General features: G+C 64.6%; 14 protein-coding genes. 6 read left to right on the top strand and 8 right to left on the bottom strand.

What is annotated here, in order from left to right; all coding sequences use genetic code 11:
- Positions 1–8 precede the first annotated feature (8 nt).
- Positions 9–569: a hemerythrin domain-containing protein gene (locus RIN79_RS16800; protein ID WP_309085830.1), complete on the bottom strand. Its 561-nt coding sequence runs from the start codon at positions 567–569 to the stop codon at positions 9–11.
- Positions 566–1,312 carry an SDR family oxidoreductase gene (locus RIN79_RS16795; protein ID WP_309085829.1) on the bottom strand — a complete coding sequence of 249 codons (747 nt, stop codon included), beginning with the start codon at positions 1,310–1,312 and terminating at the stop codon, positions 566–568. Before RIN79_RS16795 ends, RIN79_RS16800 begins: the two co-directional genes overlap by 4 nt.
- 104 nt (positions 1,313–1,416) lie before the next feature.
- Here RIN79_RS16795 and RIN79_RS16790 point away from each other — a divergent pair, with 104 nt between their 5' ends.
- Positions 1,417–1,782, top strand: coding sequence for a helix-turn-helix domain-containing protein (locus RIN79_RS16790; RefSeq protein ID WP_309085828.1), 366 nt, complete (start codon positions 1,417–1,419; stop codon positions 1,780–1,782).
- Positions 1,783–1,817: 35 nt separating this feature from the next.
- Here RIN79_RS16790 and RIN79_RS16785 read toward each other — a convergent pair whose 3' ends face one another.
- The 3 genes from RIN79_RS16785 to RIN79_RS16775 form a co-directional block, all read right to left on the bottom strand.
- Positions 1,818–2,720, bottom strand: a complete 903-nt coding sequence (locus RIN79_RS16785; RefSeq protein WP_309085827.1) for an alpha/beta hydrolase — start codon at positions 2,718–2,720, stop codon at positions 1,818–1,820.
- The gene (ligD, locus tag RIN79_RS16780) at positions 2,713–3,630 is read right to left on the bottom strand and encodes a non-homologous end-joining DNA ligase (RefSeq protein WP_309085826.1); all 918 of its coding nucleotides are present in this window, start codon (positions 3,628–3,630) and stop codon (positions 2,713–2,715) included. Before ligD ends, RIN79_RS16785 begins: the two co-directional genes overlap by 8 nt.
- A 122-nt stretch (positions 3,631–3,752) precedes the next feature.
- Positions 3,753–4,652 carry a LysR substrate-binding domain-containing protein gene (locus tag RIN79_RS16775; RefSeq protein ID WP_309085825.1) on the bottom strand — a complete coding sequence of 300 codons (900 nt, stop codon included), beginning with the start codon at positions 4,650–4,652 and terminating at the stop codon, positions 3,753–3,755.
- 129 nt (positions 4,653–4,781) lie between these two features.
- Between RIN79_RS16775 and RIN79_RS16770 the strand changes: the two genes are divergently transcribed.
- The 3 genes from RIN79_RS16770 to RIN79_RS16760 all read left to right on the top strand — a co-directional run bounded on the left by RIN79_RS16770 (position 4,782) and on the right by RIN79_RS16760 (position 6,480).
- Positions 4,782–4,982 (top strand): hypothetical protein, encoded by a 201-nt coding sequence (locus RIN79_RS16770; protein WP_309085824.1) that lies wholly within the window; start codon positions 4,782–4,784, stop codon positions 4,980–4,982.
- A gap of 215 nt (positions 4,983–5,197) precedes the next feature.
- The gene (locus tag RIN79_RS16765; protein WP_309085823.1) at positions 5,198–5,335 is read left to right on the top strand and encodes a hypothetical protein; all 138 of its coding nucleotides are present in this window, start codon (positions 5,198–5,200) and stop codon (positions 5,333–5,335) included.
- Positions 5,336–5,481: 146 nt separating this feature from the next.
- Positions 5,482–6,480 carry a GlxA family transcriptional regulator gene (locus RIN79_RS16760; RefSeq protein WP_309085822.1) on the top strand — a complete coding sequence of 333 codons (999 nt, stop codon included), beginning with the start codon at positions 5,482–5,484 and terminating at the stop codon, positions 6,478–6,480.
- A gap of 5 nt (positions 6,481–6,485) precedes the next feature.
- Here RIN79_RS16760 and RIN79_RS16755 read toward each other — a convergent pair whose 3' ends face one another.
- Both RIN79_RS16755 and RIN79_RS16750 read right to left on the bottom strand, forming a co-directional pair.
- Positions 6,486–7,316: a DUF1194 domain-containing protein gene (locus RIN79_RS16755; protein ID WP_309085821.1), complete on the bottom strand. Its 831-nt coding sequence runs from the start codon at positions 7,314–7,316 to the stop codon at positions 6,486–6,488.
- Positions 7,317–7,425: 109 nt separating this feature from the next.
- On the bottom strand, positions 7,426–9,942 hold the full coding sequence (locus tag RIN79_RS16750) for an FAD-dependent oxidoreductase (RefSeq protein WP_309085820.1): 2,517 nt from the start codon (positions 9,940–9,942) through the stop codon (positions 7,426–7,428).
- A gap of 177 nt (positions 9,943–10,119) precedes the next feature.
- Here RIN79_RS16750 and RIN79_RS16745 point away from each other — a divergent pair, with 177 nt between their 5' ends.
- Together RIN79_RS16745 and RIN79_RS16740 are read left to right on the top strand one after the other, a co-directional pair.
- Positions 10,120–11,274, top strand: coding sequence for a GNAT family N-acetyltransferase (locus RIN79_RS16745; protein ID WP_309085819.1), 1,155 nt, complete (start codon positions 10,120–10,122; stop codon positions 11,272–11,274).
- Positions 11,258–12,145 (top strand): hypothetical protein, encoded by an 888-nt coding sequence (locus RIN79_RS16740; protein ID WP_309085818.1) that lies wholly within the window; start codon positions 11,258–11,260, stop codon positions 12,143–12,145. Before RIN79_RS16745 ends, RIN79_RS16740 begins: the two co-directional genes overlap by 17 nt.
- Before the next feature lie 10 nt (positions 12,146–12,155).
- Here the strand turns inward: RIN79_RS16740 and RIN79_RS16735 are convergent, their stop codons facing one another.
- Entirely contained in the window at positions 12,156–13,337 is a 1,182-nt protein-coding gene (locus RIN79_RS16735; RefSeq protein ID WP_309085817.1) for a hypothetical protein, read from the bottom strand.
- Positions 13,338–13,343: the final 6 nt, after the last annotated feature.

Genomic DNA, 13,343 nt, shown 5'->3' with positions numbered 1-13,343 from the left:
AGGCTGCGCTACAGCGGCACGTTCATATAGCCGAGTGCCTCTTCCAACTCCTCCTGTTCGTAGCCGAAGTGGGATTTGACGACGCGATCGAGCGTCTCGAAGAGCTCGCGCAAGGCGGCGAATGTCTCAGGGCCGGGAGCCTCCATCGCTTCCAAGGCGGCCGCTTCGTACTGCACGAGGATCTGGTGGATGATGTCGTGCTCGGCGCGCAGCCGCTCGACCACCTTCCTCAGCCCCTCGCTCCCCCTCTCCAGCGCCGGGAACACCAGCTGGTCCTCGCTCGTGTGATGGAAGGTCAGCGCCACGCACTCCCTGCCGCAGAGCGCGCCGAACTGCCGGTAGTTGTGCGCCATCTGCAGGGAGGAAACCGCGTCTCCGAGGGAGGCGACGCTTTCCTCACCGGCGGCAATCCTCTCCATGACTCGCCGGACCTCCGCCATTTGCTGCAGGTGGAGATTGTGGATCATGGCGAGGCGTTTTCCATGCGCGCGCTGCGCAGGAGTGACGCCTTCGACCTTCGGCGCCTTAGGGCGAGTGCGGTCGTCCAGGAGATCGATCGTGAAGGTCATAGCCCAAGCTCCTTGAGCGAGCGCTCCGCCACCTCCTTGACGTCCGCCCTGATCTGCCGCCCTGCCACCCGCGAGGCGGCGAGCCGTAGAACCAGATGTCCGACATCGTCGGCTGTAAGCCAGGACGGCTTCCCGCTCGTCCGCCCACGGCTGCGGACGAAACCGAGGACGAGGCTGTTGACCCGCAGGCGTTCGCCCGCGTCCGCCTGGAGTTCCCTGGCAAGCATGAGATGCGCCGCACCTTGCATGCCGACCAGCGAAGCGCCCGGGAGCGGCGTCACGGCGGAAAGGCCGGCAAGGACCGTATAGCTTCCGCCTTCCTCGACGAGAGGCGCGAGAGCCCGCGCGGCCGCGAAATGAAGGACCATCGTGTCGAGGAAGTAGCGCTGGAAATCCTCCTCCGGGACCTCCCATACCCGCTTTCCCTGCCACCACTGCCCGAGCGCCACCACCGCATGGTCGATCGGGCCGTGCTCCGCCGCAATCTTTGCGGCAAGCGAACTCATGCCGCTCAACGTGCTCGTGTCGCCGGCAATGCCTGTCAGATTCTCGGTTCTTTCGCCCTCGAGCAGACGGGCAAGCCGCTCGAACCTGTCCTCGCTGCGTGTCAGGGCAAAAACTTTGGCGCCGGCGCGCAGCAACGTCCGCACAACGCCTTCGCCGACATTTCCAGTGGCACCGGCTATCGCGACACTCTTGCCATGCAGGGCGAAAATGCTTGCCGGCGCGCGGACCGGGTTCACTTCAGTATCCATCCGAGACCTTGGTTTCCATTAGAGACCAACATAAGATAGACGTACCCGTACGGCACGCAAGAAGGCACTTTTTTCATACCGGAGGCACATTCATGGAACTGCCGATCACGCACAGAGGAGTGGATTGCGGCCCGGTGAAGGAGCTTCTGGCCCGCATTGCCAGCAAATGGTCGGTCATGATCGTCACTCGGCTGAGCAAAGGGCCAATGCGCTTTTCCGACCTGAAGCGCGAGATCGGGGATGTCAGCCAGAAGATGCTGACGACGACATTGCGCAGCCTGGAGGAGGATGGCTTCGTGCGGCGGGTGGTTACCCCTACCCTGCCGCCCCGGGTCGACTACGAGCTGACGGAACTCGGCTTGGACTTGCTGGAGCCGCTGGAAGCTTTAGGGGCTTGGGCCGTCCGCAACCGGAGCCGGGTGGAGGAGGCGCGCGCGGCGTTCCGGAAAACTCGATAGGCCGGCCCGCGGCGGGCCACCGGAGTTTCGCCTGACTACGGTGTGGAGCCGAGGAAGCGCAGCAGTACCTCCGCGAGCGTGTCGGGCGCCTCTTCCGCCACATGGTGTCCGCTGTCGATGCCGTGGCCGGTCAGGTTCGGCGCCCAGGGGCGCCAGACGGCGAGCACGTCGCCATAGAGCTGCTCGAGATCATCGCGCAATGACCACAGGACCATGGTCGGGCATTGGACCGTTCGGCCGGCGGCGCGGTCCGCCTCGTCATGGGCGCGATCGATGCCGAGCCCCGCGCGATAATCCTCGATCATGCCGTGTACTGTTTCCGGATCGTGGATCGCGGCGCAGAAGTCGGCATAGTTCCGCTCCCCCATCTTCTCCGGGGAGCCGCTATACCAGCGGTCTGGATCAGCAAGGATGGCGCGTTCGGGCTTTTCCGGCTGGCCGAAGAAGAACCAGTGCCACCATTCCGTGGCGAAGCGCGCGTCGCAGCGCTCCAGCGCTTCGAGGATCGGCACTCCGTCGAGGATGACGAGCTTCGAGACCTCGTCGGGGAAATCCATTGCCGCGCGGAAGGCCGTGTAGGAGCCGCGGTCATGGCCGACGATGGCAAAGCGCTCAAAGCCGAGATGCTTCATCAGCGCGACGCAATCACCCGCCTTGGCGCGCTTGGAGGAGTGACGGTGATCGGGCGTATCGGCCGGCTTGGAGGACTGGCCGAAGCCGCGCAGGTCGGGGCAGACGACCGTATGAGTGCGCGCCAACTTCGGGGCCACGCGCCACCAAGTCGTGTGCGTGCGCGGATGGCCGTGCAGAAGCAGCACGGGCGGGCCGGAACCGTAGTGCCGAACCCGCACCCGCGCCTCCGGCAGATCGAGGAATTCGAGGGCGAAATCCTCGAAGAAGGAGGGCTCCCGGCCCGCTTGCGGCCGAGAATCAGCCATCGGAGGGATCGGCTCCGACGGATTTCAGCATGGACGTGGTGATCGCCTGCCGCCAGGTGGCCGCCTGCGCCCAGGGATCGGGCTGCTGCATCCTGGCCTCCATGTCGCCGATGCGAAAGGTGTTGGCCGCATCGAGCCGCTCCAATTCCTCCCAGGAGACGGGCGTCGCGATGGGAGCCCCCTGCCGCGCCCGCGTCGAATAAGGAGCGATCGCCGTCGCCCCGCGTTCGTTGCGCAGCCAGTCGATGAAGATGCGGTCCTTGCGCTTGGCCTTGGAGGCCTGCGCGAGGAAGCGCTCCGGCTCCTCCTCGCCGAGCCGGCGCGCGATCGCGCGCGCAAAAGCGTTAACGTCCGGCCACTCGGCGCGGCGGGAGAGCGGCGCGATCACATGCACACCCTTCCCGCCCGTCACCATCGGCAGGGTCTTTAGACCGAGCTTTTCCAGGCGGTCGCGCAGGTCAAGGCATGCCCGCTTCACATCCGTGAAATTCAGTCCCTCGTCTGGGTCGAGATCGAAGACAAGGCGGTCGGGCTTTTCCAGCGAATCGATGCGCGAGCCCCAAATATGGAACTCGAGCGTGTTCATCTGCACGCCGGCGACGATTCCCTTGAGGTCGCTGATATAGAGATATTCGGCCTTGTCGCCGTCCTTCTCGGTGATCTCCTGCCGCTTCACCGCAGTGGGAAATCCCCTTCCCGCGTGCTTCTGGAAAAAGCATTCCTTGCTGCGGCCGTCCGGGCACCGCACGAGGCTGACCAGGCGCTTCTTCACGGCAGGCAACATGCGGTCGGCTACACGCAGATAGTGCCGGGCGATGTCCGCCTTCGTCAGGCCCTGCGCATCGAACAGAACCTTGTCCGGATTGGAAAGGGAAATGCCGGCAATCGTATGGCGATGTGCACGCTGCATGGCCGCCCCTCCCTCAGGCGCGGAAACCCGGCCATTCATTCTGGACCGCCTGACGTGCAAACCACAGGGACGGCCCAGGGCCGCCCTGATAATTCGCGCCGCGGCGGGATGGTTCCTGCGGGCTAGAACCGGCCGGTTTCGTTGAACATATCGAAAGCCGCCCGGATATGGTCGGCAGCCGCCTTCACAGGCGCGGACGCGTCCGTCGCCACGGCCATGCCGATGCGGTAATTGCCGAGCTCCGGCAGACCGTCCTTCGCCCCGAGTTCCACCAGGTCGTCGGCAATGAAGGATTTGGGCAGCGGCGCGATGGCAAGGTCGGCGAGGATTGCCGCCCGCTGCCCCGCCGTATGCGCGCTCATATAGGCGATGCGGTATCCGCGTCCCAGACTGCCGAGCGCCTTCACCGCCGCCGCGCGCCATGCGCAGCCCTCCTCCCACAGGGAGACGGGGAGCGGCTCGCGCATATAGGCACATCCGCCCTTGGCCCCCGCCCAGACAATGGGCTCGGTGAGGAGGATTTCCACCCCCGGATGGGTGAGGTCCTCCGTGCAGGTCATCAGCGTGATGTCGAGCTGCCGCGCAGCCATGCGCTTCCTCAGATTGGCGCTCTGGTCAATGACGACGTCGACCGCGATGGCCGGATGTGTCTGTGCGAAGCGCTTCAGGACACTTGGCAGCACGCGCTCGCCGAAATCGTCCGGCGAGCCGAGCCGCACCACGCCGCTGATATCGGGCATGACGAATTTGGAAACCGCTTCGCGGTTAAGCGCCAGCAGCCGCCGCGCATAGGTCAGAAGCATCTCCCCGTCCGAGGTGAGCGTGACCGAACGGGCGTCGCGCACGAAGACGGGCCGGCCGAGCTGGTCCTCCAGCTTCTTGATCTGCATAGAGACCGCCGAGGGCGTGCGGAACACCGAGTTTGAGGCGGCGGTAAAGCTGCCCGTCTCGGCGATCGCGACGAAGGTGCGCAGCACATCCAGCTCGAGCAGCGGCAGCGGGTGGTTCAGAGGTGCGTTCATGACGAGCCTTCAATTTATCTGAAGAAAAGGATCAGATCATTGCGTTTGATTGAACACCAAGTCGGACCCATAGTCAATGGTGAGAGGCCGGTGAAGCCGGCAGAACCAGGAGGTAACCAGGAGGTAACCATGTTCATTCACCATTCCCTGACCGACTATCTGCAACGTCGCGCCGCCGCTTGGAGGCGCCGCCGCACCGAGCGCTACATCTCCAGCCTGCCGCCGGAAATCCAGAAGGATATCGGGTGGCCAAGCGGCAACCGGACATCCTCGCGCAGCGCACCGCGCGTTATCACGCCGGAGCTGGAGCCGACCTGGCAGCCACGCTGAAGGCGCCGGGATGGCCTACTGTCAGATGCGCGCGAGCCGCGTCGGCGGAAATCCGAGGCGGCATCGCGGCAGTCGGGCGTGCAAGCGCTCCGCCATGTCGCTTTTCCTAAGGGGCGCTTCGGATTTGCGGCTGCCGCGGCCAGGCGGCTGAGCTAGAAGCGCCGGGCCTGCGACCGCGAAGGATCCGCGGCGCCGCCATCACCCGCAGGTGTAAGATGAAATTCCTCCAATTCTTCCGCACCGTGCACACGGCCCGTGGGCAGCGGACCCGCGAACGGGAACGCTTGCATCGGGCCATGCCCGGAGAGACCGGAGCCCTTGCCGCCCTGCGCGTCGGCGTGCTCGTGCGCTGACCGGCGCAGCAACGCGGCCTCCCTTCGACCCTGCGGAAAATTTTCTGTCTGCGCCGCCGCTCCCCGTTGACAGGCAAGGCTTTTCGCGCGAGGGCTTGTCCGTTAGCGACATCTATTCGGCGGGCACGAACCCGCGAGAGGCGGGCATGAAGAGCGAAGGGCAGCTCAAGCGGTCACTGGTTTTCTTCCTCGTCCCCGATTTCACCATGGTAGCCTTCGCGACGGCGCTGGAGCCGCTGCGCTCGGCCAACCGGATGCTGGGCTACGAAGCCTATCGTTGGCGGCTGGCGAGCGTCGACGGCAGGCCGGTGCGCGCTTCGAACGGTGTCGAGCTCGCCGTCGACTCCTCGCTCGCAGAGGAACGGCAGAAGATGATCGGCAGCGACCGCCCGACAATGCTGATCGTCTGCAGCGGGTTGAATGTCGAATCCTACAGCAACAAGACCGTCTTCGCCTGGCTGCGCGAGGAATATCACCGCGGCGTGGCGCTGGGCGGCCTGTGCACCGGCGCGCATATCCTGGCCGCCGCGGGGCTGCTCGCCAACAAACGCTGCGCGATCCATTGGGAGAATCTGCCGGGTTTCGCCGAGACTTTCCCCAAGGCCAATGTCTTCGCCGATCTCTTCGAGATCGATACCAATATCTATACCTGCGCCGGCGGCACCGCGGCGATGGACATGATGTTCCGCCTGATCGGCGAGGATTTCGACGAAAACCTCGTCAACCGCGTCTGCGAGCAGATGCTGACAGACCGGGTGAGGAGCCCCTCGGACCGGCAGCGGCTGCCGCTGCGCGCGCGTCTCGGCGTGCAGAACTCGAAGGTGCTCACGATCATCGAGCTAATGGAGGCGAACCTGTCCGAGCCGCTTTCGCTGGTGGAGATTGCCGCAAGAGTAGGGCTTTCACGCCGGCAGATCGAGCGGCTCTTCCGGCAGGAGATGGGCCGCTCCCCGGCGCGGTACTATCTTGAGATCCGCCTCGATCGTGCGCGGCACCTGCTGATCCAGTCCACCATGCCGGTCGTGGAGGTGGCGGTTGCCTGCGGCTTCGTCTCGGCCTCGCATTTCTCCAAATGCTATCGCGAGGTCTATGCCCGCTCCCCGCAGCAGGAGCGGCACGACCGCAAGCAGCTGATGGCGGCCTGAGCCGCCTATCTTTCCTGCCACATCCAGGAGCGGTTGCGCCACATCTTCTCGCCTACGAGGCAGTCATAGGCGGGGGCGGCCTGCGCCAGCATGACCGCTGGACGGTCCTGATCCGGCCGGCGGTCCGCCAGCTCGATCACCAGCTTGCGCCGCACGGCTTCCGCGAACTGGTCCCAGTCATTGACCGGGATCATGAAGGCGCCGGGGCCGCCGATCACGCAATTGGTGTAGTAGATGTCGAGATCAGAGACGTCATAGGAGGTGGTAAAGCCGTCATTTGTCACAAGCGGCAGCCCGTTGATGGTGATGCCGGCCGCAACCAGCGCATCGCGCGCTTCCGTCACCGGCCTGCCCTGATTGTTCGGGCCGTCGCCGGAAATGTCGAGCACCCGGCGCAGCCCCCGATAACCGCTTTCGGCGAAGAGGTCGGCAGCAAAATCGATGGCGCCGGATATGGATGTGCGCCTGGCGCTCTGCGACGGGCTGGCCGTCAGCATTTCCGCCACCCGCGCCGCATCCTCGGCCGTGGCAATGATGGTCCAAGGGACCAGCACGCGCTGCGAGAAATCGCCGGCCCATTCGTAATAGGTGAGCGCGATGCGGCCGTGCACACCGCTTTGAATGGCGTCCACCACGCTCTCATGGGTAAGAGCCGAGGCGTAACCCTGGCGTTGGATGTCCAACTCGCCGGGAGACATGGAGAGGGATACGTCGACGGCAAGCGCCAGTTCGACATCGACCTCCTCCTGCGCTCGTGCCGGAGAATACTCCAACATGATCGGCAGCGCGGCAAGAGCGCCGAAAAGCAGCCAAGGCCATTGTCGGTCCGCGGACATGCGCATGAATCTACGTCAGGCGCGGACGCCGGCAATTGGCGGAGCGCGAAAATTTCCCGCGCCCCGTTCACATTTCCGCGATGTCCGAAAGGCGCATGCGCCCGCCGCCTCAGCCGTCGGCGCGCAGCGCCCTGTTGTCGGGATCGAAGGGGCTTTCGGCGATCACCGTGGCCGGATGGAGCTTGCCGAGGATCTTTATTTCCAGCCGCGTGCCCTCCCCCGCGCAGTCCGGCCGCACCATGGCGAGCGCCAGGCTTTTTCCCACGCGCCAACCATAGCCGCCGCTGGTGGCGCGGCCAACAAGCCTGCCGCCCCGGTAGATGGCTTCCGAGCCGCGCGCGTCCGCGTCGGTGACGTCATGGACCTCGAGCGTGACGAAATTCCAGTTGAGCCCGTGTTGGCGCTGCCGGACCAACGCCTCGCGGCCCAGAAAATTGCCCTTCTCGAGATTGACGAAGCGGTCGAGCCCGCTCTCCCAAGCCGAATATTCGATGGAGAGCTCGCGCGGGATCAGGCGGTAGCTTTTTTCGATCGCCATGGCGCTCATGGCGCGGATGCCGAACGGCTTTATGCCGAATTCCTCCCCCGCCTGCATCAACATGTCGAAGATCGCGTTCTGCATCTCGATCGGGTGGTGCAGCTCCCAGCCGAGCTCGCCGACGAAATTGACGCGCAGCGCGTGCGCGGTAGCATGGCCGACATTGATGCGCTTGCCGGAGAGCCACGGGAAGGCGGCGTTGGAGAGGTCCGCGCGCGTGAGCTTTTTGAGCACGTCCCGGCTTCTTGGCCCGGCGAGCACCAGCACACCCCAGTTCGTGGTGATGGGGAACATGCGAACGCTGCCGTCCGTCGGCAGAAGCCTGTTCAGCGTGTCATGGTCGTGCGCCTCGTAGGCGCCGGCGGAGACGAGATAAAAACCCGTAGGCTGCCGGTAGACGGTGAATTCCGAGCGCACGCCGCCGTCCCTGGTGACGAGGTGGCAGAGCGCGATCCGGCCGACCCTTGTGGGGACGCGGTTCGCGAAGATGCGGTTGAGCCAGGCCTCCGCGCCCGGGCCGCTCACCCAGCATTTGGCGAAGGCCGACATGACCTGCAGGCCCACATTCTCGTGGACGTTCCTCACCTCATTGCCGACATGCTCGAAATAGTTGGAGCGGCGGAACGACCATTTTTCGACGATGCGGCCGTCTTCCAGCGGCGGGGCGTGGTTGTGCTTCAAAAGCACATCGGCGCCGACGCCGAGTTCCTCCTTGGGGACTTCGTAGCCCTTCGGGGCGAACCAGTTGGGCCGCTCCCAACCGTAGACGGAGCCGAAGACCGCCCCGAGTTCCTTCATGCGGCCGTAACAGGGCGTGGTTTTCAAGGGTCGCGCCGCGGCGCGCTCCTCATCGGGGTAGTGGGTGGTAAAGACGTTGGCGTAAGCCTCCTCGTTCTTCACCTTGAGATAGCCTTCGGTGGCGTAGGGGCCGAAACGGCGCGGATCGACGCCCATCATGTCGATCGTGGGCTCGCCGTCGACGATCCATTCGGCAAGCTGCCAGCCCGCGCCGCCAGCCGCCGTGATGCCGAAGGAATGGCCTTCGTTCAGCCAGAAATTTTTCAGGCCCGGCGCCGGGCCGATGATGGGCGAGCCATCCGGCGTATAGGCGATGGCGCCGTTATAGACCTTCTTGATGCCGACCTCGCCAAAGGCCGGCACACGGGCGATCGCCGTCTCGATATGCGGCATCAGGCGTTCCAGATCCTCCTGGAACAGCTCGTATTCGCTGTCCTCGGACGGGCCGTCGACATAGCAGCAGGGAGCGCCCTTCTCGTAGGGGCCAAGCAGAAGCCCGCCATTCTCCTCGCGCATGTACCAGGAGGAATCGCTTTCGCGCAGCACGCCCATCTCCGGCAGCCCCTGGCGCTTGCGTTCGAGGATGGCCGGGTGCGGCTCGGTGACGATATACTGGTGCTCGACAGGGATCACCGGCACGTCGAGCCCGACCATTTGCCCAGTCTTGCGGGCGAAATTCCCGGTGGCGGAAACGACATGGTCGGCGAGAATGTCGCCCTTGTCCGTCCGGACTAGCCAGCGCCCGTCCGGCGCCTGCTCGATGCCGGTCACGGTGGTGTTGCGATAGATGGTGGCGCCGCGGTCGCGCGCGCCCTTCGCCAGCGCCTGGGTGAGATCCGCCGGCTGGATATAGCCGTCGTCCGGATGCTGGATCGCGCCCAGAATGCCGTCGGTCTCGCAGAGCGGCCAGACCTCCTTGAGCTGCTGCGGCGTGAGAATGTTCACCGGCACGCCGATCGTCTCGGCGATTCCGGCGTAGTACATGTACTCGTCCCAACGGTCCTTTGTGCGCGCGAGCCGAATATTGGTGCAGTTGGTGAAGCCGACATTCATGCCGGTCTCGCGCTGCAGCTCCTGATAGAACTTCACCGAATATTTGTGGATCTGGCCGACCGAATAGCTGAGGTTGAAGAGCGGCAGCAGGCCGGCGGCATGCCAGGTGGAGCCCGAGGTGAGTTCCCTTCGCTCGACGAGCACGACGTCCGACCAGCCCTTCCTGGCTAAGTGATAGAGGGTGGAGACGCCGACCACTCCTCCTCCGATCACGACCGCGCGCGCCTCGTTCTTCATAACCGTGCTCCTACTTCGGCCGGCAAATCCGGCACGCGAGAGTATGCAGGAGGAGAAAGGCGATTCCAGCCTGTTTGCGACATCGGCGAATTGCCCGGCGACCGCCTCCGACGCGCCTTGCCGGTTAACGCTATTGGAAGACGACCATATTAGCATGGCGGGGCAGAGGTAACGCCAGTGTCGCGATCACGGATCATCAGGGCGAGCAACGAAGAGGAAGCGCAGCCGGATATGGCGGCGGTTGCTTTGGAGGACCGATTTGATTTCGGATCGCGGGAGTATCTGGAGCTTTTCGCCAGTTCTTCCGCCACTGCCTTCCAGCACCCGCTTTGGCTGCAATCGCTTTTCGAGAAGCTTGCGCCTGAACGGGGGGCAGAGAAAATCGTGGTGACCGCCCGCGATCCCGCGTCGAACCGCTTGATTCTGGTTCTGCCTTTGGTCCGGCGGCGCAAACGGGGCATCGTGCTCCTGGAAGCCAGCGACCTCGGCGTGAGCGACTATGCGGCGCCGGTCGCCGCCCCAGGGCTGATGTTGGGTCCGGAGTTGCAAATGGCGATCCGCTCCACCCTGCCCAGCCATGACCTCCTGCGCATCCGTCCCATACGCGCCGAGCACCTTCCCGCCTGGCAGGCCTGCTTGGGCGGCGATGCGTCACGCCTCGACTTTTCGGCGCACGCGGCACCGTTGGGAGGCGACGTCGCGCTATGGCGCGACGAAAAGCTCTCTCCCGGTTTCCGCAGGCGGCTCGACCGTAAGAAGAAGCGGTTTCTCAAGCAACCCGAGGCATCGGTCCGCCTCCTGACCGAAGCCGGGGAAATTCGTTCTGCCATCTCGGGGATTGCCCGGCTGCGTGCGGGCCGCTTCAATCCTGATATGATCCAGAACGGCTATGTCGAAGATTTTTATGCCGACATTGCCGAGCGCGGGCAGCAGGCGGGGTTTGCGCGCACCTATGCCATCTCCGTCGGCGGGGAGACGATCGGTTACGCCTTCGGGATAGCCCATGCCGGGTGCTTCAACTACCTCCTGATCGGCTGTGACTATGAGCGTCACGGGCGGCATTCTCCCGGCCTCATCCTCTATGATTTCATGATCGAGGACTGGATCAGTGAAGGCGGCAGCCTTTTCGACTTCACGATCGGCGATGAGTCATTCAAGATGGAGTTCGGGACCGAGGCAACGGCCATGTACGAGCTGTCGCGGCGGCAAACATGGCGCGGGAGGATCGCGGCGGCAGCCTTTGCCTTTCGGGAGCGGCTGCGCCGGCCGAGCAAGGCTTCGGGAATCGGGGAAAAGTCAGGCGAGGAGGACAGGCATGGCGAGACGGCATGAGTTTCTCGAAAACTCGGTCATCATTGGCGCACATGCCGATGACGAACTGCTGTGGTTCAACTCGATCCTCAAGGACGTGGACGAGGTCATCATCGTCTACCGCGACTTCTGGGCGCAGCCGGAACTAGGTCGGGCCAGGTCGGCAGCGATAGCCGAGTATCCCCGCGGCAATGTCACCTGCCTGGGCGTGCCGGAGTCGGGCGCTATCGGCTGCGCCGATTGGAGCGACCCCCAGCTCACGGAGTTCGGAGTTGAGCTGACGCTCGAGGCGAATCGCCGCGAGGTGACACGGCTGGCCCGCAAGTCGCTTTCCGCCATCCGCGCTTTCGACGCGGAGCGCGTGGCCGCCGCCAGCGTGCGCCGCGCCTACGAGGAGAATTATCGTGCCATCCATGCGGCTCTGGAGGCGCGGCTGCAGCCCGGCATGAATGTCTTCACCCACAATCCCTGGGGCGAATACGGGCATGAGGAGCACCTCCAGGTCTTCCGCGCACTGGAGCAGCTCCGCGACAGGATCGGCTTCAAGCTGTGGATGTCCAACTACTGCACCGAGCGGGCCCTGCCGCTCGCCATGCGCTATTTCAGCGTGACTCCGGGCGGCTATATATGCTTGCCGACCGATAAGGCCTTTGCCGACCAGGTGACCGAGGTCTACAGGAAGCACGGATGCTGGACCTGGTCGGACGACTGGGCATGGTTCGACGAGGAATGCTTTATGGAAGCGCCACGCCGACACGCGCCAGCCGCGCCCCACCGGCACCTCTTCCCGCTAAACCTGTTCACCATAGATGCAGCGCCGCCGCGCAAATGGCTCCCGATCGCGCTCACCATGTCCGCCGCCTCGGCAGCCATCGCCGCCACCATCGACTGAGGAAGCCTGATCAGGCGTCAGAACCGAGCCTCGGCTTCCAGGCTGCGACGAGCACCAGCGCCATGCCGGCGATGAAGACGAAGTAAAAGCGGTCGTCCGGCAGCGGAAAGCTCGCGAATTTACCCAGCGTGCCGATGGCGAGCGCGAAGACCAGCGCATTGGCGCGCGGGTCACCCATGCGGCCATATCTGGCGAGCAGCGCCCAGCCCGCGGTCATGGCGGCGAGAAGGGCAGGCCAGTCATTCTGCTGCAACGAGTTCACCGCGCCTCTCGCATAGCCCTTCACCATGGCGAGCAGTGAGAAATCGGGATGGAACCCGGCCATGTTGTTCTGGATCTGGACGCAGGAGAAGTAAAAATGCGTCCACCAGCCGGGATGCCCGCCCATATCAGAAATGGCCATGCAGGCGGCGAAGGCGGCGAGGAAGGTGAGCAGGATGGGCAGCTTCCGCCGGTTGAAAAGGACGGCGGCGATCAGCACCGCGAAGACGAGGATGATATTGTCCGGCCGCACGAAGACGGAGGCGAAAAGCAGCAGGCAGCCGAGCCACTCACGCCCGCGCCACAACGCGTAGAGGGCCGCCAGCGAGACAAGGGCAAGCAGCATGTCGGGTGCGACCGCCGAGGTCATGCGCGAATAGTCGGCGATGAACAGCAGCGGCGTGAGGAAAAAGGCGCCCTGCAGCGCTTCCCCCCGCCAAAGCCACCAAAGGCAGAGCAGCCCCACACCGAGCGAGGGTAGAACGCTGAGGAGGATTGCGCCGTTGGCAAGCCCCATCACCAGCTCGAGCACCCGCAACAGGCCGACATAAGCGAGCTTCACGCGGTACATGCCGAGCTGCGACTGAAAGTCCGCCGGGTTCTCCCACTGGCTCCGATTGTAGGGATTGGCGTATTTCAGGCGCTGTTCCTGCGCGTCGTCGGCACCCGGTTCGATGCGCGACCAGGTTTCCCGGTGCAGCGCCTCCGCGTCGGGATAGCGGCTTTCCAGTGCCGCGCCGACATAGGCCACCATATCCCAATTGTAGTCCGGCCTGAGCCAGCCATGGGCGGCGGCGAAGAGGACGCCGACCAGCAGGAAGAACGCCCCCGCACGGTCGAGCAGGGAGCGGGCGGCGAGCCGACGGACTATCGCCTCCGCCGACCGTGTGCCGAGTGTACGGCCTATGACGGTCTGCTCCGTGCTGCTCATTGTGCC

This window comes from Chelativorans sp., from assembly GCF_031180965.1.
Classification (GTDB): Bacteria; Pseudomonadota; Alphaproteobacteria; order Rhizobiales; family Rhizobiaceae; genus Chelativorans.
This window is presented reverse-complemented; position numbering and strand designations above follow the sequence as displayed.